17 protein-coding genes and 1 pseudogene are annotated in these 21,651 nt (G+C 65.9%); 8 read left to right on the forward strand and 10 right to left on the reverse strand.

From position 1 onward, the window contains the following. Positions 1–127 precede the first annotated feature (127 nt). Positions 128–697: a YdeI/OmpD-associated family protein gene (locus ABD05_RS26610; RefSeq protein WP_047903826.1), complete on the forward strand. Its 570-nt coding sequence runs from the start codon at positions 128–130 to the stop codon at positions 695–697. Between the two features lie 299 nt (positions 698–996). Here the strand turns inward: ABD05_RS26610 and ABD05_RS36755 are convergent, their stop codons facing one another. The 5 genes from ABD05_RS36755 to ABD05_RS26630 all read right to left on the reverse strand — a co-directional run bounded on the left by ABD05_RS36755 (position 997) and on the right by ABD05_RS26630 (position 5,302). Next, positions 997–1,209 (reverse strand): DUF1059 domain-containing protein, encoded by a 213-nt coding sequence (locus tag ABD05_RS36755; protein ID WP_065501713.1) that lies wholly within the window; start codon positions 1,207–1,209, stop codon positions 997–999. Positions 1,210–1,663: 454 nt separating this feature from the next. Then, entirely contained in the window at positions 1,664–2,644 is a 981-nt protein-coding gene (locus tag ABD05_RS26615; RefSeq protein ID WP_047902968.1) for a sulfonate ABC transporter substrate-binding protein, read from the reverse strand. 124 nt (positions 2,645–2,768) lie between these two features. Next, positions 2,769–3,611, reverse strand: coding sequence for a MerR family transcriptional regulator (locus tag ABD05_RS26620; RefSeq protein ID WP_047902969.1), 843 nt, complete (start codon positions 3,609–3,611; stop codon positions 2,769–2,771). 9 nt (positions 3,612–3,620) lie between these two features. Next, a complete protein-coding gene (locus tag ABD05_RS26625; RefSeq protein WP_047902970.1) occupies positions 3,621–4,184 on the reverse strand; it encodes a GNAT family N-acetyltransferase in 564 nt (187 codons plus the stop codon). Positions 4,185–4,282: 98 nt separating this feature from the next. Then, a complete protein-coding gene (locus ABD05_RS26630; RefSeq protein WP_047902971.1) occupies positions 4,283–5,302 on the reverse strand; it encodes an AraC family transcriptional regulator in 1,020 nt (339 codons plus the stop codon). A 427-nt stretch (positions 5,303–5,729) separates the two neighbouring features. On the opposite strand from ABD05_RS26630, the gene ABD05_RS26635 reads away from it, so the two are divergent. Continuing rightward, entirely contained in the window at positions 5,730–7,094 is a 1,365-nt protein-coding gene (locus ABD05_RS26635) for an MFS transporter (RefSeq protein ID WP_047902972.1), read from the forward strand. 75 nt (positions 7,095–7,169) lie between these two features. Here the strand turns inward: ABD05_RS26635 and ABD05_RS26640 are convergent, their stop codons facing one another. Beyond that, complete coding sequence (locus ABD05_RS26640; RefSeq protein WP_047903827.1) at positions 7,170–8,063, reverse strand: LysR family transcriptional regulator; 894 nt, start codon at positions 8,061–8,063, stop codon at positions 7,170–7,172. A gap of 131 nt (positions 8,064–8,194) precedes the next feature. Between ABD05_RS26640 and ABD05_RS26645 the strand changes: the two genes are divergently transcribed. Both ABD05_RS26645 and ABD05_RS39450 read left to right on the forward strand, forming a co-directional pair. Beyond that, positions 8,195–9,193, forward strand: coding sequence for a quinone oxidoreductase family protein (locus ABD05_RS26645; protein WP_047902973.1), 999 nt, complete (start codon positions 8,195–8,197; stop codon positions 9,191–9,193). Between the two features lie 408 nt (positions 9,194–9,601). Next, the gene (locus tag ABD05_RS39450; protein ID WP_338012467.1) at positions 9,602–9,667 is read left to right on the forward strand and encodes a hypothetical protein; all 66 of its coding nucleotides are present in this window, start codon (positions 9,602–9,604) and stop codon (positions 9,665–9,667) included. A gap of 392 nt (positions 9,668–10,059) precedes the next feature. Here ABD05_RS39450 and ABD05_RS26650 read toward each other — a convergent pair whose 3' ends face one another. Then, entirely contained in the window at positions 10,060–10,506 is a 447-nt protein-coding gene (locus ABD05_RS26650) for a hypothetical protein (RefSeq protein ID WP_047902974.1), read from the reverse strand. Between the two features lie 1,133 nt (positions 10,507–11,639). Then, a complete protein-coding gene (locus ABD05_RS26660; RefSeq protein ID WP_047903828.1) occupies positions 11,640–13,154 on the reverse strand; it encodes an MDR family MFS transporter in 1,515 nt (504 codons plus the stop codon). A gap of 230 nt (positions 13,155–13,384) precedes the next feature. Between ABD05_RS26660 and ABD05_RS26665 the strand changes: the two genes are divergently transcribed. Continuing rightward, positions 13,385–14,944 carry a methyl-accepting chemotaxis protein gene (locus ABD05_RS26665; RefSeq protein ID WP_047902976.1) on the forward strand — a complete coding sequence of 520 codons (1,560 nt, stop codon included), beginning with the start codon at positions 13,385–13,387 and terminating at the stop codon, positions 14,942–14,944. 56 nt (positions 14,945–15,000) lie between these two features. On the opposite strand, the gene ABD05_RS26670 is transcribed toward ABD05_RS26665, so the two are convergent. Next, positions 15,001–16,668: an ATP-binding domain-containing protein gene (locus ABD05_RS26670; RefSeq protein WP_047902977.1), complete on the reverse strand. Its 1,668-nt coding sequence runs from the start codon at positions 16,666–16,668 to the stop codon at positions 15,001–15,003. 111 nt (positions 16,669–16,779) lie between these two features. Then, on the reverse strand, positions 16,780–17,634 hold the full coding sequence (locus tag ABD05_RS26675; RefSeq protein ID WP_006485970.1) for a helix-turn-helix domain-containing protein: 855 nt from the start codon (positions 17,632–17,634) through the stop codon (positions 16,780–16,782). 225 nt (positions 17,635–17,859) lie between these two features. Between ABD05_RS26675 and ABD05_RS26680 the strand changes: the two genes are divergently transcribed. The 3 genes and pseudogenes from ABD05_RS26680 to ABD05_RS26690 all read left to right on the forward strand — a co-directional run. Beyond that, on the forward strand, positions 17,860–19,194 hold the full coding sequence (locus ABD05_RS26680) for an NAD(P)/FAD-dependent oxidoreductase (RefSeq protein WP_047902978.1): 1,335 nt from the start codon (positions 17,860–17,862) through the stop codon (positions 19,192–19,194). Positions 19,195–19,278: 84 nt separating this feature from the next. Then, positions 19,279–20,373, forward strand: a complete 1,095-nt coding sequence (locus ABD05_RS26685) for a potassium channel family protein (RefSeq protein WP_047902979.1) — start codon at positions 19,279–19,281, stop codon at positions 20,371–20,373. 426 nt (positions 20,374–20,799) lie between these two features. Beyond that, a pseudogene (locus tag ABD05_RS26690) lies at positions 20,800–21,168 on the forward strand (Rieske 2Fe-2S domain-containing protein); the annotation flags it as partial. Between the last annotated feature and the right edge of the window lie 483 nt (positions 21,169–21,651).

Raw genomic sequence — 21,651 nt, forward strand, 5'->3', positions numbered from 1 at the left:
AGCCGACGGGATAGCGGCTACTGAGCGACCGGTCTTTGGTCGCACCACGGACGCTGATGTCCGCATAAACGCTGCTAGACTGCGGACGCCTTCCCCGCACATGTACTCAACCATTCAGGAGAGTGACATGACCGAATGCGCTCTAACATTTACCAGTCAGACCGAATGGGAAAGCTGGTTAGCGCAAAACGGCAGCACTTCGACCGGAGCATGGCTGCGTCTAGCGAAAAAAGGCACCGGGCAGCGAACCGTAACCTACGAACAGGCGTTGGAAAGCGCGCTCTGCTATGGCTGGATCGATGGTCAAAAGCGGGCTGAGAGCGAGAAATACTGGTTACAACGCTTCACCCCACGCTCCGCAAAAAGCATCTGGTCCAAACTCAACAAAGACAGGGCCGATGCGCTGATCGCCGCAGGCAGAATGCACCCGCCCGGTATGCGCGAAATCGAGAAGGCCAGGAAGGACGGCCGCTGGGAGGCGGCTTATACATCGGCCAGCAACTCGATCGTGCCGGACGACCTACAGGTGGCTTTGGATGCAAATCCGGGGGCCAAGAAGTTCTTTGCGACACTGAACAGCCGTAACCGCTATGCCATTCTGTTTCGGGTACAGAATGCGAAAAAGCCGGAAACAAGGGCGCGTAAAATCGAGGAATTCGTCGACATGCTGAACCGTGGCGAAACCTTTTATCCATAGAACTTGCGCTGCTGACGGAGATCTTGCCAAACGAGGGTATATAACTCGTAATGGCCGCTTCGGCTCAGTAGTCGTCATGCGTGAGATACCCCCGAAGGGCCGCTCCTGGCCGAACGCGGAAGTATGAGTTCGGCCCGACAGCGAGGTATTCGCACGATAGCCGAACTTCCGTAGCCGCCCGACTGGACCACGCGCAGAAGAAGATATCGGCAAGATGTGCAGCTACGGTCAACACAAATTCGTTGCTGGCAGACGGCCGTCGTGAGCCGGTCGCTGCTCTTCAATCCGTCGCGCCGGCGTTACGCGTGACGCGGTGCTTCAACAGGTGGTGTGCCGTCATGAAACAGCGTTTTCAGCTGTGAACGCAGCTCCGGCGAATCGGTATGCTTGTGAATCGCGACCGCATGCTGTACGGCCGCCTCGAGCAACTCGTTTTCGGAATCCGCGGATAGCGCAACGGAACAATTCATTTCGCTCGGGAATTCCCGACAATCGATGTATTTGCGCGTCATGATGCCTTCCTCATACGACAGTAGTCATGGGTCTTGCGTGAATGACCGCGCGGGATGCCGCGCGAAGTACATAGGGCACGATTGCGCCTCCTTGTCGCGGACGAAATGATTTTGAAAGTATAGGTCGCGTGCAATGAATTCGCGGCAACCCATCGAAATTCACGGCGTTCCGCGGGCGTCGCCCGCACGCCGTGCCGCAGGTGCCGCCTGGGGCCAAGAATGAAACGGGGATGTAATTAACGGCCGACTACATGGCTGACGAAATCCGCACACAAAGGTCCATTGTCTGGGCGGAAGCGACGTTTGAATGGCAGCTCGAGAGTGCGGGTAGATGGCCGAACGCCGACAGTTCGCCCTACGTTTCCCGAAAAGTCGGGAAGAACCAAAAAAGGCCGACGGGCAGGGTGCCCGTCGGCCGTTCTCGAATGAGTTCGCGCTGTGCTGCGTTCGCGCGTTACTTCGCCGCAAGCGCGGTCGCCACGCGTTTATCCGTCCACGCATTATCCGCAACGCTCAGCTTCTGCGGAATCAGCTTCGCCGCATAAAACGCGTCGGCGACGCCCTGCTGAACCGCGACGATCTTCTCGTCGACCGGCACCGCACCGAACGGCACGCGCTTGATCCAGGTCTCGACGAGCGGCAACGGCAGGCCGACCTTCGGCGCGATCAGCGCGGCGGTCTCGGCCGGATGCCTGTTGACCCACAGGCCCGTCTCGCGCGCCTGCTTCAGGATCGCGCCGACCACGTCGGCGTGCTGCTCCGCGAAATCGCGCGTCGCCTCGTAGAAGTTGTTCGCCGGCGTGAGGCCCGTGTAGTCGGACAGCGTACGGATCTTCAGCGAATTCTGCGCGGCCGCGTAATACGGATCCCAGACGGCCCACGCGTCGACGTTGCCGCTTTCGAACGCGGCGCGCGCGTCGGCGGGCGGCAGGTACACGGGGCGGATCTCGTCATAGCGCACGCCGGCCTTCTTCAGCGCTTCCAGCAGCAGGTAGTTCGCGCTCGAGCCTTTCTGCAGCGCGACCTTCTTGCCGCGCAGCTCGGCGAGCGAGCGGATCGGCGAATCGGTTTTCACGAACACGGCTTCGTTGTGCGGCGACGGCGGTTCCGCGCCGACGTACACGAAGCGCACGCCTGCGGCCTGCGCGAACACGGGCGGCGGCGCGCCCGTATAGCCGAAGTCGATGCTGTTCGCGTTCAGCGCTTCGAGCAGTTGCGGACCGGCCGGGAATTCGAACCACTGGACGTTGTAGCCGAGCGGCTTGAGCCGCGCTTCGAGCGAGCCTTGCGCCTTGATGATCGACAGCAGGCCGGCCTTTTGATAGCCGATGCGCACGACCTTGTCGGCGCCGCCCTGCGCGAAGGCCGACGCGGCGGACAGCGCGACGAGCGTGACGGCGGCGGTGCGGGTGATCCAGCGGGTGAAACGAATCATCGAACGGACTCCATGCGAAACGTCTTCGGGAGAGCGGCCGGTGCCGCTCGGTTGGAAGAATCGTCGCATGGGCGATCGCGCCCGCAAACGAAGCATTGCCGATAAGAATATGACGGCGACGGCCCTATGCTTTGTCGCCGTCGTCTTGCGTATCGGGCGTGCCCGACTGACGCGCGGCCTCGTCGTCGCTGAGCTTCTTGTCGAGGATCGTCGCGACGCGTCCGCCAAGATACGCGCTCGCCGCGGTTTCGAGCGCGCGGTTCGTCTCGCCTTCGACGAACACGGCCGCGAGCGGGCGCAGGCGCCAGATCGCGTCGACCAGTTCGGGCACGTCGGTGGCCGGCGGAAGCGTGTCGGCGTCGTAGCGGTCGAGCCGCTTCACGACGAGATCGACGAGCAGCCGCGCGATCGCGTCGAAGTGCGGCCGCGCGAGGCTGATCACGTCGAGCAGCTCGCGCGGCGGGATCCCTTCCTTCGTCATCGCGGCGGCTGCCTCGAGCAGCGCGGGGCTCTTCGCGACGAACGACAGGCCGCGCCGTTCGAGCAGCCCGAGCTCGGTCACGCGCGAAAGCTGCGTGGTTGCCTGCGCGCCGAACATCTGCGCGAGCGCGGCGAGCGAATAGGTTTTCGGCAGTTCATGCGACCAGCGGCCGCCGATCGCGTTTTCGAGGCCGAGGATCGAGCGCAGGTCGTGGCCTTCGTCGATCGCCTTGATCAGGTCCTGGATGTTCGACAGCGTGTAGCCGCGCGCGAGCAGGTGGTTGATCAGCTTCAGGCGCGCGACGTGCGTGTCGTCGTAGATGCCGACGCGCCCGCGCTTCTCGGGCGGGGCGAGCAAACCGCGATCCTGGTACGCACGGACGTTGCGCACGGTCGTGTCGGACACGCGCGCCAGTTCGTCGACCGTGTATTCGTTGCGGGAATCCGCTGCGGCCTCGTCGGGGGTGGAATGAGTCTGTTTTGACATGCGGCCATTCTAGCGCGACGCGGCAGGCTCGGGCGAGGCGGGGAGCGTGCGTGCGCCTCGCCCGAGCGGGCGCTGCAGCAGCGCCGTGTCGATCCAGCGGCCATGCTTGAAGCCGACCGCCTTCAGCGTGCCGGCCGGCTCGAAGCCGAACGCGCGATGCAGCGACGTCGAACCGCCCGTGCCGCCGTCGGCGATCACCGCGATCATCTGCCGCCACGGGCCGGCCTCGCAGCGCGCAATCAGCGCCGCGAGCAGTGCGCGGCCGATCCCGCGCCCGCGCTGCGCATCGTCGATGTAGATCGAATCCTCGATCGTGAAGCGGTAAGCGCTGCGCGTGCGGTAAGGCGTCGCGTACGCATAGCCGGCCACGCGGCCGTCGCATTCCGCGACGAGATACGGCAACCCGTGGCCCAGTACCGCGTCGCGGCGCGCGCGCAGCTCGGCGGTGTCGGGCGGCGTTTCCTCGAACGACGCGACGCCGTGGCGGACGTGGTGCGCATAGATTGCGTGGATGGCGGCGAGATCGGCGTCGGTCGCATCGCGGACGATGCAGGCGGCTGGCGTGGCGGACATGGTGACGGTGCGGCAGGGCGGGGATGCGGGCAAACCATTACTATGCGGGCGATTGAGTGACGCGTAAAGCGGCGGCCGCGCGTCCGGCGCCGCGGTGTTCAGTTCGGCGTACGGTTCTTCTGCGTGTCGCGCGGCAACTCGTCGAAGCGGGCGAAGTAGTAGGCGGAAAAGCGGCCGAGGTGCCCGAAGCCGAACGTCAGCGCCGTATCGGTGATGCTGGCCACCGGGTCGGTCAGCAACTGCACGCGCGCGGCGTCCAGCCGGATGTTGCGCAGCAGCTCCATCGGGGTTGCGCCGTGGTAGCGCCGACACAGCACGTTCAGCGTTCGCAGGCTGACGCCGGCCGCTCTGGCGAGATCTTCGAGCGAGATCGGCGCGCAGAGCCGCGCGTGGATGAATTCGTGCAGCGCATCCATCTGCCGGATGCCGCCGCGCGATCCGGCTTGCGCCGGCGCGCCGAGCGCGTGCGGCGCCGGGCCGGCCTGCGCAGCGACGGGCGACGGCGGGCAATGCACGAGCAGGAACAGCGCGAGGCTTCGTTCGAAGTGGTCGCGCCATTCGGCCCGGATGCCGCCGTCGTCGGCAACGGCGAGCACGTTGAGCAGCGACTGTGCGATCAGATCCCATTGCGACGCAAGCGCCGTCGGCAACAGGAATCCCGGCGCGAGGCCGGGCGCCGCGTCGTCGGGCCGGCGGCCGCAGACCGCGCGCATCAGCGCATCGGGCACCTTGACGATCAGTTGCCGGGTGCCGGAGCGCCAGCGGAGGCGGACGCGCGACGTCGGCGCCAGCACGGCGGTGCGCCCTTCGGACACGCCCATCACGTGCCCGTCGCACTCGATTTCGGCGCCGCCCGCAAGCGACGTGTGGACGAGCGAAAAGCCGTCGAACGGGCGCGGGGCGACCTCGACTTCGGCGCCGTACTGCAGCGCGTAGACGCTCAGGTGATTCAGTTGCCCCTTGAAAAGCGCCGCGTCGGGTACGCCCTGCTTCCAGCGCAGCGCATGCTCGGCCAGTTCCAGCGAGACCTGCTCGTGCGCATCCGTGCGCACGCCGGATCGGAACACGCAATTCCGATACAGCGCGGACAGCACTTCCGCATTCGGGGTGAGGGGCATGGGGCGTCTCCTGTGTGGCGTTTTTCGTGCAGCGCACCCGGCTGGCCGTGGATGCGCGTCGTGCCACATCGGCTTCTCTTGTGAGCGAGATAACCTGAAAGGATGATATTGATCTTTGTCAGGCTTGTCGAAAGTTTCGCAAGAATCGGATAGTCCCGCGTCAACCGGGGAAAAAATCGGATAGCGCGCGGCGTGCGGTACGAGAAAAAGCGGATCAAGTTCGCGAGCCGCCTGCAAATTCCGGATAGTGGGAATCATTGTGGCTTCCTACACTGCGCCGACAGCCGGACGGACAGCGGCGCAATTCACGACAACGATTCGTACAACTACTAAATAGACAGGCTTATAGATCGTATTAGTCCGAATGCGCGTAATGCGACGGCTACCGCCGGGCCTGAATCCCCTCTGGAAAAAGGAAGGAAGCTCCATGCGTCAAATCAACCTGCAGGCGCTCTCCGACGATGCGCGGCTGGGCAAGCTGCACGGCGTCGTGCTGTTCTGGTGCGCGCTGATCATCGTGTTCGACGGGTATGACCTGGCGGTGGCCGGCATCGCGCTGCCGGCGATCATGAAGGAGATGGGCGTCAACCCCGCGCAGGCCGGCTTTATGGTCAGCTCGGCGCTGTTCGGCATGATGTTCGGCAACATCGTGTTCGGGACCGTCGCCGAGCGGATCGGGCGCCGCTGGGCCATCGCGGCCTGCCTGACGCTGTTCAGCGTCTTTACCGCGGCGGCCGGGCTGGCGCCGACGCCGGCGCTGTTCGGCGCGGCGCGCTTCCTGGCAGGCATCGGCATCGGCGGCGTGATGCCGAACGTGATCGCCCATATGACCGAGTACGCGCCGCGCCGCGTGCGCAGCACGCTGGTGACGCTGATGTTCAGCGGCTATTCGGTCGGCGGCATGCTGGCGGCCGTGATGGGCAAGGGGATGATCGAAGCGTACGGGTGGCAGTCCGTGTTCGTCGCCGCGGGTGCACCGGTGCTGCTCGTTCCGCTGCTCGTGAAATGGATGCCGGAATCGCTGCCGTTCCTGATTCGGCGCGGCAGGACCGACGAGCTCGCGCGTATCGCGCGCCGGCTCGATCCCGCATACCGGCGTCAGCCGGGCGACTGTTATGTCGTTCCGCGCGAGAACAAGGCGGGCGGCGCGCCGGTTCGCCAACTGTTCGACGACGGTCGTGGATTCAGCACGGTCATGTTCTGGATCGCGTGCTTCATGTGCCTGTTCATGGTGTATGCGCTCAGCTCGTGGCTGACCCGGCTGATGGCGAGCGCCGGCTACAGCCTCGGCTCTGCGCTGACCTTCGTGCTGGTGCTGAACGCCGGCGCGATGGTCGGCGCGATCGGCGGCGGCTGGCTGGCCGATCGCTTTCCGATCAAGACGGTGCTCGTGTCGATGTATCTGCTCGCCGCGGTGTCGATCACGCTGCTCGGCTACAAGATGCCGACCGCGCTGCTGTTCGTGCTGGTCGGCCTCGCGGGCGCGTCGACGATCGGTACGCAGATCGTCAACTGCGCATATGCGGGGCAGTTCTATCCGATGGCGATCCGCTCGACCGGCATCGGCTGGACGCTGGGCGTGGGCCGCAGCGGCGCGATCCTGGCGCCGATCGTCATCGGTTTGCTGGTGGGCATCGATCTGCCGCTGGAACAGAACTTCATGGCGATCGGGCTGCCCGCGCTGGCGGCGGCCGTCGCGGTCGGCCTGATCGATCATCGGCGCTCGGCGTCGCATCGCGATCGCCCGGCCTGCGCCGGTGAGCGGCAGGCGTCGCCTGTCCGGCAGTCCTGAGCGGCGCATCGGTGGGGCGCAACCGGCCGGGGATCATGGCCGGCCCGGAGCAGGGGCTCCGACGGGGATGCTCCGTCAGAGCCGCCCGTCCGCCGCGCGCACCGCGTCCGCGATTGCATCCGCGACGCGCTGGACGCGCGGCGAGCGACGCACATCCGGATGGACGACGAGCCAGATCTCGCGCTCGATGTTGCAGCGGGGCGCGGACGTCAGTTCGACGAGCGGCGCTGGCGTGGACGAGGGTGCCGCACCGGCCTCGGCGAGCGAATCGTCGACGAGAAACCTGGGCAGCAGCGCGACCCCCGCGCCGGCGACGCACGCGCGATGTTGCGCGGCCAGGTCGTTCGCGACGAACGCAAAACGGCGCCCGGCCGCGAAGCGTTCGAGCCATTGCTGCTGTGGTGTTTGCGCGAGCGCGTCGTCGTAGCCGACGAACGGCCAGGTGTCAGGCGGCGCGTCCGCCCATTCCGGCGACGCGCACAGCGCGAAGCGCATCGTGCCGAGCCGGCGCGCGGCGAGCCCCGGCTCGCTCGGCCGCGACAGCCGCACCGCGAGATCGGCTTCGCGTGCGTACAAGTTCGCCGCATGCATCTCGCCCATCAGGTCGATCCGCAGCGCCGGCCATGCGCGCTGCGCGCGGGCAAGGCGCGGCGCGAGGAAATGGCTGGCGAACACCGGCGATGCCGACACGCGCACGACGCCGTCGAGCGCCGCCGCACCCTGCGCGGCGCGTGCGAACGCATGTGCATCGGTTTCGAGGCGAGCGGCGTGCTCGGCGAGGTGCAGCCCTTCGTCGGTCGGCGGCCAGCCGCGCGGCAACCGGTCGAACAGCCGGATGCCGAGCGCGGACTCCAGCGCGTCGATGCGCCGCGCAACTGTCGAATGTTGAACCTGCAGCGTGCGTGCGGCGGCCGACAGGCTGCCGCCGCGCATCACCGCGAGGAAGGTGCGGATGTCGTCCCAGTTCATCGGCAACGCGGACGCAGGAACGGGATCTGGATCGGTCGAATTTTGCACAGTAAATGGGCGGAAAACGGGAATTCCGATCGATTATGCACGATGGGATGATCATGTCACTTCATTCGATTGCGAGGAACGTCATGACCCAAACAACCACCGCCGTCCGGATCGGGATCGACCGCTACGGCGACGCCGGCGTGCTGCGCCGCGTCGATGCGCCCGTCGCGCCGCCCGGCGCCGGCGAGGTGCGGATTCGCCAGACCGCCGTCGGCGTGAATTTCGTCGACATCTATTTCAGGACGGGGGCGCACGCGTTGCCCGCGCTGCCGGACGCGCTCGGCGTCGAGGCGGCAGGCGTGATCGACGCGGTCGGGCCCGGCGTGACGGATCTCGTGCCGGGCCAGCGGGTCGCGTATGCGGGCATGCCGACCGGCAGTTATGCGAGCCTGCGCACGATGCCGGCCGGGCGCGTGGTGCCGATCCCCGACGGCCTGAGCGACGACGCAGCCGCCGCCGGGCTGCTGAAAGGGATCACGGTCTACATGCTGCTGCATCGCGTCCGGCAGGTCGGCGCCGGCGACACGGTGCTGGTGCATGCGGCGGCCGGCGGCGTCGGGCTGCTGGCGACGCAATGGGCGCGCGCGCTCGGCGCGCGGGTGATCGGCACGGTCGGGTCGGCCGCGAAAGCCGCGCTGGTGCGCACGCATGGCGCGGAGGAAGTCGTCGATTATCGCGAGGAGGATTTCGTGGCGGCCGCGCGTGCGTTCGGCGGCGGCGCGGGTGTCGATTACGCGATCGACGGGATCGGCGGCGACGTGCTGACCCGTACGCTCGGCGCGATCCGGCCGTTCGGGATGGTCGCGAGCATCGGGCAGGTGGCCGCGATCGGCGCGCGGCAGACGTTCGATCTCGACGAACTTGGGCCGGCCCGTTCGATCGCGCTCGCGCGGCCGAGCGTGCTCGGTTTCATCGCGCGCGATGTGGCCGGATATCGGGAAGCCGCACGTGCGACGCTCGAACGGCTGGCCGGCGGAATGCACGTCGAGATCGGCGCACGGCTGCCGCTCGAACAGGCGGCCGACGCGCACCGGCTGCTGGAGTCGCGTGCGACGACGGGCGCGGTCGTGCTGGTGCCGTGAGCGGGGCGGCGAGGCCGGCTTGGACATCCCGCTCGATACTCGCGCATCGCCGAGCCGGCGGGGCACGGCGATCACGTCGCTTCCCGGCGCGAAATGGCCCCCTTCCGCCAGACAAAAAAGAGCATTCTCGATACGGTGTGCATTGGCGAAACTGTCTTTCTGGATTTTTTCGTCCTACGAGAATCGGTTACGCCAGAGTTTCCACCCAGGAGTTGGAAAGGCGAGCACGGATCGACGCATCGACTAAGGCTGGGGTAGACGCAATCCGCGAAGAACGGCGGTCGGGGGCATCACCCGGGAGACCGGTTCCAGGCAAACTCCTTGGAAGCCTCGAGCGTGGCGCAGGCTTCGAAAGCGTTGCCGAGCACATCGACACCCATTCGCCAGCGGGGCGGGCTGATACTTCAGATGCTGGGCACGCTCGCCGAATTCGAGCGGGAGACGATCCGAGAGCGGACCAGGAGCGGCATGTAGGCTGCCACCGAGCTCGGCCTTCGCCTGGGGCGACCGCGAAGCCTTGAAAGCGAGGACGGGCGCCGCGTCCTGCGCCAATGGCGTCGGACGCTACACGCTTACCGCGCCTGCTTACGAATACGGTGTCCGACGATCGAGCATCAAGCGTGCGATTCATCGCGCCGGCCCACACGCCCAGCCGCCGCTCATTCGATAAAAAGCAGCCCGCAGAGACGGGAGGGGGCGCATACGGCACTGCCTGCGCTCCCCGCCCCCGTAGATACCCGCAGCTCGGTTCGACTGGCCGCGCCGAGCTGCGCGACAATCGCCACGATTCCGCGTCAAGGCCGTCGCTCTACGTCACTTTGAAACCGGCCGGACACACCTGACGCTCGATGCATGGCATCGGACAACTAGTCGATGTCTTCTCCCGTAGGCAAAGACTCAACAACGCTATCGGGAATGACTTTGACTTTACTGGGATCAAAATCGAACTTCTTGAAAATAATATCGTCGGGGATCGCGCGCTTTTCGCCGTTTGTCAGCAAATAACGCAACGAAGACGAATCCCCCCTGATGAGCGAAGCTCCAACGCTCAGTGGAATGCTTTTAGGGATATGGGTGGTGAGATAATCGTCAATGAAGATGCCTTCCCACGACGGGAACAAATTGAAATACGTATCCGGATTCGGAATGTAATGGAGAACGCCGTTGACAACGAGGTACAGGTTGGTGCTCTGGTGGGACCTGACACGTATGCCATCGTACGCTCTCCAGTCAGTGCCCGCCAGGGCGTCCTTCGCCTCTTGCTCGGTGGCGCGGACCAGGTCTTTTTGAGAAGGGGAAGCTTGTGTGCTCATGTCAATCTCCAGTGCGATTTGATGGCGGGCAATGCATGCGGCACGGGTATTGGTGGCGCACGTCTATAATTGGCCCGATTGAATCAATGTCATTTAGGTCTGCAGCGCGACATTTGAAAGCTCGCGCACCAAAAACATATTCTCCGTCAGGCGGCAAGTCCATTACATTCAATTACACCATGGCAATGGCGTGCCTGCGTCGTTTGTGCGATTGGGGAAGCACTGCACAGTTCGAATCCGTCTTCGGCTATGTGCAATACGTCCTTGAGAGTAAAAGCAACTTTGCGGAGAGGAGCGCATGTGGCATTGCCAGCGATCCCCGTTCACGGAGATATCTGCTACTCGGTCCGGCAGGCCGAACCGAGCCGCGCCAACCCGCAACCATAGGCCGAAGCAGTCGCCCTAAGTCGTTCTGGCACCGGCCGGCCATTCCTGACGCTGGACGCACGCTTTGGCCCGCCTGCCATTTTTGCGAGTGCGAGCGAGAGCAGCGGATTAGATACCGTGCCGCAAACAACTCCGGGGTACCGCGACGCATGCACGACAAGAGGCCAGATCCGCACGATTACCCCAAGCAGCACCGCTACCCCATGTCACTCCCTCGCCGTCGGCACCTGACACACGATTCAGCGCAAACCGTTCTGGAAACACCCCGGTATCTCGCCATAGGGGAGCGACTTCCGAATGGCCTGCAGATTCGCCTGCTCGGGTACGAGGTGAGGTTCGAGCAACGCCAGCGACGAGCACGATGAATTCGTCGCCGAACACGCGTTACGGTTTCTGCATCTGCAGATTGGGCGACGTGACGAGCTTGAGTCGAGCGTCGCCACTCAGAGCCGAGATCGCGGCCTCGAAACCGCGGGCATGCCACCGAATTGCGTTCGCGTCATTGCCGACGGTCCGAGACCTGATCGATGCCCCAACACGCCCACCTGGCAGCCTCAAAGCCAACGGGAACGACGAATTGTTGTCTTCCTGCTTGCTGACCTCGTACACCCACGCATCGCAACCTGACCGGCCGGCGTATCGACTTGCGGAAGCAGCTTTTTCAGCGTCGATGTCTCGTGGGCAGAGCCGATGAATGCGAGCGTGTCAGTTTCCTGATCCGGCATCGTCGCCGCCCGCCAGCCTGGTCAGTCGCCCTTGCGCAGCGGCGCATCCTCGACGAACCACGCGAGTACGAACGCGATCGCGACCACGGTCGCCGCCGCGAGATACACGACATGCAGCGAGCCCGCGAACGCATGCAGGTACGCGTCGCGCACGGCATCCGGCAACTGGTGCACGGCGCCGGGGCCGAGCGCGGGCGGCAGCTCCGTGCCGGCCGGCAACGCTTGCAGCATCCGCGCCTGCAGCCCGTGCGAGAACAGCGCGCCGAACGCCGCGACGCCGATCGAACTGCCGATCGAGCGGAACAGCGTCGCGCCCGATGTCGCGACGCCCATGTGCCGGAACTCGACCGTGTTCTGCACCGCGAGCGTGAGCACGGGCATCACCATCCCGAGGCCGATCCCGAGCAGCGCCATGTACGCGTACATCGTATGCAGCGGCGTATCGAGCGACAGCGTCGACAGCAGCGCCAGCGCGATCCCGCCGATCAGCGTGCCCGCGATCGGGAACATCCGGTATGAGCCGAGCCGCGAGATCAGCCGGCCGCTGATCACCGACGTCGCGAGCATCCCGCCCATCATCGGCAGCAACTGCATCCCGGCCTGCGATGGCGTCGAGCCCTTCACGACCTGCAGGTAGAGCGGAATGAACGTGACCGAGCCGAACAGCGCGGTGCCGACCACGAAGCCGATCAGGCTGACCAGCACGAACGTGCGATGGCGGAACAGTTCGAGCGGGATGATCGGCTCGGCCGCGAGCCGTTCTTCGTAGATGAAGCCGCCGATCGCGACGAGGCCGAGCACGAGCGTCATCCACAGTTGCGGCGACGTCCACGGCAGCAGCGAGCCGCCTTCGCTCGTGAACAGGATCACGCAGGTGAGGGCGGTCGCGAGGAACGCGGCGCCCATGTAGTCGATCCGGTGCTTCACGTGCGCGGTGTGCGGGCGGAACGCGATGCCGATCACCGCGAGCGCGAGAACGCCGAGCGGCAGGTTGATCGTGAAGATCCAGCGCCACGACAGGTGCTCGACCAGGAAGCCGCCGAGCAGCGGGCCGACGATCGTCGCGAGCCCATAGACGCCGCCGAACATCCCCTGATAGCGCGCCCGGCGATCGGGCGGGACCAGATCGCCGATCGCGGCCATCGTGACGACCATCAGGCCGCCGCCGCCGAGCCCCTGCAGCGCGCGCAGCACGATCAACTGCGTCATGTCCTGCGCGACGCCGCACAGCGCGGAGCCGGCGAGGAACAGCACGATCGCGGCCTGCAGCACGATCTTGCGGCCGTACAGGTCGCCGAGCTTGCCATACAGCGGCAGCACGACGGTGGACGACAGCAGGTACGCGGTGACGACCCACGACAACTGGTCGAGCCCGCCGAGCTCGCCGACGATCGTCGGCAGCGCGGTCGACACGATCGTCTGGTCGAGTGCGGACAGCAGCATGACGAGCAGCAGCGCCGCGACGATCAGCCCGGTCGGCGCGTCGCGGCGGGCCGCTTCGGCGGCCGGCGCAGTAAGGAGGGTGTTGGTGGTCATCGAGATATCTGCCATGGCAGGGAATTGGTTCGAAATATAGCGACCAGTGATTGACTAGTCAATTTCTGCCCAGCCTCGATATGTTGCAACCGTAACAGGAGATTGCCGGCGCGAAAAATTGACCGGGATCAGGGAGAAAGGGGGCCGGACTCAAGTTTTCTGCAGGCAAACCGTAATCCAGAATGCCGCGGACCGATTGCCGCGGCACTTTTCATCGCTCACGTGCCGTCATGAACCTGAACGCCCTGTTTTCCCGTTTCTCGATCCGTACGCGGATCTTCTCCACGCTCGGCCTCGTTGCCGCGCTGCTCGTCGTGTCGGGGCTGATCGGCCTCGCCGGGATGCAGAGCTCGAACCGTGCGCTCGACGAGGCCTATACGCAGCAGCTGGCTGCGAAGACCGCGCTGTCCGCGGCGAGCCTGAACCTGACGATCGTGCGCACGACGCTCGACCGCGCGCTGCTGCATCCGGAAGCGGCGGAAGTGCCCGATCTCGTCAAGAAGGCCGAGAACTATCTCGCGAAGGCCGACGCCGCGTGGCGCGGCTACGCGGCGATGCCGCACGACGGCGACGAAGGCCCGCTCGCGAGCCGTCTCGACGCTGCGCGCCAGGCGCTGATCGGGCAGGCGCTGAAGCCGCTGATCGACGCGATCCGCGACGGCCGGCGCGACGAGGCTGACCGCCTGCTGATGTCGGTCGCGCCGCCGCTGTCGGTCGCGCTCACGCAGGCGAGCGATGCGCTCGATACGTATCAGGCGGCGCGCGGCAAGGATGTCTACGACACCGCGCAGACCTATTACGGCTGGATGCGCGCAGGCGCGATCGCGGGCATCGCGTTCGGCCTGGCCGCGTGCCTCGGCTGCGCGATCGGCCTGCATTACGCGATCACGCAGCCGGTGAACCGGCTGCTGTCGCATTTCCGCAGCCTGTCCGACGGCGACCTGACGTCGGAAGTGCGCTGGTCGTCGCGCGACGAGATGGCCGAGCTGGTCAAGGGCGTGACGGGCATGCAGCGCAGCCTCGCGGACACGGTGCGCCAGGTCAGCCAGGGTTCCGAAGCGATCTCGACGGCGACGCACCAGATCGCGGCCGGCAACACCGATCTGTCGCAGCGCACCGAGGAACAGGCGTCCGCGCTGCAGGAGACGGCCGCGAGCATGGAGCAACTGACCGCGACCGTGAAGCAGAACGCCGACCATGCACTCGAGGCGCAGGCGTGCGCGGACAGCGCGAGCGAGATCGCCACGCGCGGCGCGACGGTGGTCGGCGAGGTGATCGGCACGATGAACGAGATCGACCAGAGCTCGCAGAAGGTTGCGGACATCATCGGCACGATCGAAGGCATCGCGTTCCAGACCAACATCCTCGCGCTGAATGCGGCGGTCGAAGCCGCGCGTGCGGGCGAGCAGGGTCGCGGCTTCGCGGTGGTCGCGGGCGAGGTGCGCACGCTCGCGCAACGCTCGGCGTCCGCCGCCAAGGAAATCCGCACGTTGATCGGCGAATCGGTCGAGCGCGTCGCGAACGGCTCGCGGCTCGTCGGCGTGGCCGGCACGACGATGCAGGACATCCAGCAGGCGATCGGGCGCGTGACGGGCATCATGACCGAGATCGCGGCTGCATCGAACGAGCAGCGCGACGGGATCGAGCAGGTGAACCGCGCGGTGTCGCAGATGGACCAGGTGTCGCAGCAGAATGCGGCGCTTGTCGAGCAGGCTGCGGCGGCTGCCGCGTCGCTGGAAGAGCAGGCGGACGGGCTGCGTCGCGCGGTCGGGGCGTTCCGGGTCGCTTGATGGATGGCGGGCGGTGACGGGGCGGGCAATCGCCTGCCGGCTGCTCGCCCGCTGCGTCAGACGGCCGCGAGCTGCGCGGCCGCGCGCGATGACGCGACGATCAGCAGCTTCATCGTCGCGCGCGTCGCGCCGACGAACAGCTTGCGCGCGGCACGCGCGTCGAGCGTATCGAAGTCGACTTCGGTGAGGATCACGCACGGCGCCGACTGGCCCTTGAAGCGGTAGATCGAATCGAGCAGCACGTCGCCTTCGCGATATTCGGGGTTGCCGAACAGGTCGTACTTGCCGGTGAAGCTCTTGATCCGGTGCGGGCCGAGCTGGTCGAGCGGCGCGAGCACCGAGCCTTCGCGGCCGCGATACGACAGCACCGCGATGTCCTGCTTGCGGAAGCCGAGCGACAGCGCGTGCGTGATCGCGCGCTTGGTCGCGTCGATGCAGGCTTCCGCTAACGCGTCACCCGACATCCCTTCTTCCCCGTATGCCGACACCGACGGATCGGACCCGTCGAACGGGCTGCCCGAGCGCAGTTCGGCCGCGAGCGGCTCGACGCGCCCGACGACGTCGCGCACGAATTCGAGCAAATCGCGCGGGCTGCGGTAGTTTGTCAGCGCCTTCAGCGTGACCCAGCCGGGCAGTGCGACGGGCTCGCGCATGTACAGGTTCTGCAGCGGATCTTCGAGCCACCACCACGCGCCGTCCGGCGCCAGCAAACGCTCCAGTGCGGCCGCCCACGGCGCATGGAAATCCTGCCCTTCGTCGACGACCAGCACGTCGAAGCGCCAGCGCTCGGGGATCGGCGCTTGTGCGAAGCGCGCTTCGAGCCGCTCGAATTCGCCGGGCACCTGGAAGTCGGGCGTATAGCCGCCGTCGCGCGCGACCCAGTCGCACAATTGGTGGTAGTTCGCGATCTTCGCGCCGGGCGGCGCGATGCGCGCGATGTAGTCGGCGAGCGGCCGGTTGAAGCACACGTAGAGCACGCGCTTGCCGGCCGCGACGGCATCGCGCATCGCCTGCACCGCGAGCTGCGTCTTGCCCGAGCCGGCCGTGCCGGTGACGCGCAGCCGGAACGGCGCGAATTCGAGCTGACGCGCCCACGCGGCGAGGCCGCCCGACAGTCGCGTGACGAGCGTGCCGGCCTGCCCGACGAGTGCGCTCGTGTCGGGTGTGAGCGCGAGCTCGTCCGCGAGGAAATGGTGGAGCTTCGGCGCGTTCGGGAGGCGTTCGTCGTCCTCGGGCAGGATCTGCAGGATCACCTGCGCGAGCTGCGCCTTGCGCGACGCGTCGACGATCCGGTCGGCCGCGACGCCGGCGATCGACGCCTGGCGGATCGAGTAGTCGGGGCAGTACAGCAGCGCCTCGATGCCGTAGACGCCCGCGCCCAGCGCAGCCGTCAGGCGCCGGTGCAGCGTTTCCTGCGTGCGCGCGAGCTGGATCGCGACGTTGCGCTCGGTCTGCAGGTAGACCTTCACGAGCCCCTTCGGCGTTTCGCGCAGGAAGCCGGCCTTTTGTTCGATCAGCAGCACGCGGCCGGCCGGGCTCACGACAACGAACGCGGCTTCGCCGAACACCGAGAAGCCTTGTTCGGCGCGCGTCCAGTGCACGCCGTGATACACGGTGTAGCTGTCCGGCAGCGCGTGTTCGAGCGCGGCGAGCGTTTCGCGCTCGCGTTCGGCCGCGCCGGTCGCGGCGAGGCTTTTCCAGTCGTCGGGAATGAGGCGGGCCATGGAGTCGGGCTGCGTGGGCGTGAACAGGTGCGGCTATTGTACTGAGGAACCTGTTCACGGCCGCCGTGCCGCGGACGTTGGCCGTCCGGAAGAGGAGCGGCGCGGCGGAAATTACCCGCGCGCGAGCCGTTTCGCGAGATCGGCGCTGAGGATCGCCATGCGCGCAGGCTTTTCGTAGCAGACGACGTCGAACGCGCGGATCACTTCGCTGATGTCGGCTTCGCTCGCGCGGCCGGTGAGCAGGTCGCCCGTCAGCACGAAAATCGGCGCGCCCGGGTTGTCGGACGTGCGCACGGCCTTGATCGCGGTCGCGGCCGTGCTGTCGTCGAACAGCCATTCGGTCAGCACCGCATCGAAGGCCTGGCCCTGCAGCGCGTCGACGAACGGCGCGAGGCCGTCGAACGCGGCCGTCGCGAAACCCTGCCGTTCGAGATAGCGGCACAGCTCGGTCGCGCTGACGCGATCGGGATCGATCACGGCGACGACGAGCTTGTCGCTCTCCGCGCGGCGCGGATAGATTTCGATCTTGTGCACGTCGTACGCGTTCTGGTACAGCACGCCGGTGTGGCGCAGCACGCGCCAGCGGCCGTTCTGTTCGTACGCGACGAACTCGGGGCGCGCGCCGGCTTCGAGCGGCGCGCCGATCCATGCGGTGCACGGAATCTCGGCGACGCCCGCGTAAAGTACGGCCTCCTGCGAATAGGCGCCGACCATGCCGGGGTCGAGCGTTTGCGCGCCGAACAGTTGCGCGGCGGGTTCGCCGTACGCTTCGGCGACTTTCTTGATTTGCGCGAGCGTCCAGGGGCTGCTGCCGCGCAGTTTGCGGTGGCCTTGAGAGAAACTCAGGTCGAGGATGCGGCACAGCTCGGTGGTCTGCTGGCGCTTGCCGATGCCGTTGCGGGTCATCAGCTCGCGCACGCGCTCGGCAACCGCGAGGGAATCCGTGGTGATTGCTTCAGTGGTCATGCTACGGGAACGGATCGTGACGTTCAGAACGACGCCTTGCGGCAGTCTCGATGGACAATCTTCATGACGTCCAGAGGCGAGCCGACCGGCCACGCGCGGAAAAGATAACTTTACCGCAAAATGGTCGTCATTCAGTGTCGCGAAAGGTGCGTTTGTGTGAAAGGTGTGTCACGACGTTACCGCGACAGCCCGTATCTCGAATGTATTCACGCCTGACAGGAAGCAATGACGACAACCTATCCGCTGCACGATGCGTTGACCCGCGTCGAAACGGCGCTGCCGGCCGAGGCCGACGTCGTGATCGCCGGCGCCGGCATCATGGGCTGCGCGGCCGCGTACTACCTGGGTTTGCGTGGCCTGAAGGCCGTCGTGCTCGACAAGTCGCGCATCGCCGGACAGCAGTCGACACGCGCGTGGGGCTTCGTGCGGCAGCAGGGGCGCGAAGCCGCCGAGGTGCCGCTGATGATGGCCGGCATGCGGATCTGGGAGCAGTTAGAGGAAACCCTCGGTTTCGATCTCGAATGGCGGCAGGGCGGCTGTCTCTATATTGCGGACAACGAAACGGACTGGGCGTCGTTCAACGCGTGGCTCGCCGTCGCGCGCGAGCACGGGCTCGATACGCGCACGCTGACGCGCGCGCAGATCGACGAGCGCGTCAGCGGCCTTTCGCCGCACGCGCGCACGCTCGGCGGCCTGTACACCGCGACCGACGGGCAGGCCGAGCCGCGCCGCGTGGCCGCGGCATTCGCCGCGCGCGCAACCGAGGCCGGTGCGCGTTTCTTCGAAGGCTGCGGCGTGACGGCGATCGAGACGGCCGGCGGCGCGGTCGTCGGCGTCGCGACCGAGCGCGGCACGATCCGCACGCGGCGCGTGATCTGCGCGGCCGGCGCGACCAGTTTCCGGTTGCTCGACGGCGTCGGCATCCGGCTGCCGCAGCAGGCCGTGCGCGGCACCTGCATGCGCACCAACGTGGTGCCTCCGGTGTCGGCGTCGACGCTCTGGGGGCACGGCCTCGGCATCCGGCAGCGCAAGAACGGCGCGATCAATCTCGCCGACGACATGCAGGTCGACGTCGACCTGACGCTTGGCCACCTGCGCGGGTTGAGTCTGTTCTGGCCGGAGTTCTGGTCGCAACGCGACAAATTCCGGCTGCACGTGAATTCGGCTGCATGGCGCGATGCGCTCGCGCGCATCAACGGCGCGACCGGGCCGATCGAGCCGCGCGATCCGCAGCCGCAGCCGAATCGCGCGCACGCGCCGCGCGCGCTCGCGAAGCTCAAGGCGATCTTCCCCGCGCTGAAGGACGCGCAGATCGTCGAGGCCTGGGCCGGCCTGATCGACGTGCTGCCCGACGGCATTCCGGTGATCGATGCGCCGGGCACGCCGTCGGGGCTCGCGATCGCGACGGGGTTCTGCGGACACGGTTTCGCGATGGGGCCGGTCGTCGGTCGGCTGCTGGCCGAATGGATCGACACGGGCGCGCCGTCGCTCGACCTGTCGGCGTTTCGTGCGCAGCGTTTCGTCGACGGGACGATGGTGCGGCCGCGCAGCATGCTGTAGCGGACGAATCGATGCAATGATGTCGGGCCGGATCACCGTCTTCCCGTCGTAGAATCGAGCCCGCATCCTTCAGGAGATTCCCCGTTGGCCTCGCCCTCCGCCCAGCGCCGTTCGTTGCGCTCACGCCTGCGTCGCGCCCGCAACCCGTGGCAGGCGCCGCGTGCGCGCATGCTGTTCACGCGTCCCGCGACGTCGCCGCGGCGCACGCTGCTGTTTCGTGTCGGTGCGGTCGTGCTGTTGTGCGTGCTCGCGTTCCTCGTGCTGTATCTCGATCGCGACGGTCTGCGCGATTCGACCAAGAGCACGCCGATGACCGTCGCCGATCTCGTGTACTTCACGATGGTCACGGTCGCGACGGTCGGCTACGGCGACATCGTGCCCGTCACCGCGCGCGCCCGCCTGATCGATGCGTTCTTCATCGTGCCGATCCGCATCGTCATCTGGTTCATTTTCCTGGGCACGGCGTATCAGTTCGTGATCCAGCGCGTCATCGAGGAATTCCGCATGAAACGCCTGCAAAAGCAATTGTCCGATCACATCGTCGTGTGCGGTTACGGCCTGTCGGGGTCGATCGCCGTGCGCGAGTTGCTCGAGAGCGGCGTCGATGCCGCGACGATCATCGTGATCGATTCGCAGCAGCAGGCGCTCGAGGCCGCGACGTCGCTCGGCGTGACAGGGCTGCTCGGCGATCCCGCGCACGAGGATCTGCTGCAGCAGGCGCAGGTGCGCGCGGCGAAGGCCGTGATCATCTCGGTGACCGACGATCCGACCGCGATCCTGCTGACGCTGTCGGTGCGCAGCATCGCGCCCGATACGAAGATCGTCGTGCGGATCCAGGAGAACCTGTATCAGCGGCAACTGCGGCAGGCCGGCGCGGACGTGATCGTGTCGTCGACGAAGATCGGCGCGCTGCTGCTCGCGGATGCGGTGCAGAGCCGATACATCGTGCCGTTCGTGAACGACATGCTGTCGACGCGCGGGCGCGCGACGCTGGTCGAGCGTGAGGCGCTGCCGCACGAGATCGGCTGCATGACCAATGTCGTGCCGGGCGCGATCGTGGTCGGGCTCGATCGGAGCGGGAAGATCCAGTCGTTTTATGAAGACCCGCCGTGCCGGATCGAGAAGGGCGATACGCTGGTGGTGATTCAGTCGGCGCGGATTCCGGATCCGGATGTTTGATGATTGATTGTTACTGAAAAGTCCATTAATTCAGTGGGTTGTGGTTGTTTTTCAAGATGGCGTGTCGTTTTTTGTCATTGTGTAGGCGTCGTGTAGGCATTCGGGAGTGACATCGGTCTACGAAGATCCTCGTGGAATCGATGCCTCCGAATCGGGTTCGACGGCTGTCAGTCCAAAGCAGCATGTTTTTCAACGATCTTGATAACTTGACCAATCCATTTACATCCGGGTTACGTCTCGATATCTGATGTGGTTAAAGCGATTGCCAACTGTATAGCTCCACCTCCCATGTAGGAGACGTTGGTATAGCCGTTGCACGATGCAAATCGATTCCTAATCGACGTTGGCAATGCTTCTGTCGCTGGCAAAGAGCTGTTGACGTGGTTAGAGCGGCACAAGATGCGAGATCTTTTGTCGCCGCCGCAGGTCACGCGCGCGCTGGGCCTGAACATGTCGCAGATGAACCTGCACTTCGACGGCTACCCCGGCGGGTGCGTGATGACCGTCGCGCTGGACGGAGACGTCAAGTACAAGCTGCTCCAGTGCGTGACGCCGGTGAGCGACGGCAAGAACGTCATGCACATGCTCATCTCGATCCGGAAGGTGGACGGCCTCCTGCGCCGCGCGACCGACTACGTGCTGTTCGGGCTCCAGACCCGGCAGGCCTCGGGGTACGACGTCAAGATCTGGAGCGGGATGAAGCCGGACGGCTGCGGCGCGTACGGCAAATACGACAAGCTCGTGCTCAAGTACCGCGCGTTCTGCCGGGGCTGGGCCGACCGCGTCGGCCGGTAGCGTTGCCGCGGTGATGCCGAGGGCCGCCAGTGGCATCGATATGCCCGATACGCGATGGCGAGATGGCCAGGTCGCGCCCGATCGGCGATTTTATCGATCGAAGCGAATGCGGGCGTGCTCGCGCGTAGGCACGCCCGCCGCATGTGCCGCGGCGTGGATAAATCGCGGTTAAAGGCAGGCTGTAAGGCAATTGAATTCGGTATTCAAAGCAATCGGTACCCATGGCAGCGCGGCGCTGCAAACGTGTGCGGCCATGGTGCGCGTCACGCCTGTTGCGACGTATCGAGGGAGTCGAATGCCATACGCAGGTCATCTTGGGCCGGGATAATCCAGGAACTCCGCCGGTGATTTCGATCTCGGTATATGGCTCCGGTTCGATTGGGCAACGGCGTCATCCCATCTCGCCGCGAATGTCCGTCGAAATGCTTTCGTCGTCTTTACGATGTCGCATCAAAACATAAATTTATGTAAGAACATAAAATT

It is taken from the genome of Burkholderia pyrrocinia (assembly GCF_001028665.1).
GTDB lineage: Bacteria > Pseudomonadota > Gammaproteobacteria > Burkholderiales > Burkholderiaceae > Burkholderia > Burkholderia pyrrocinia.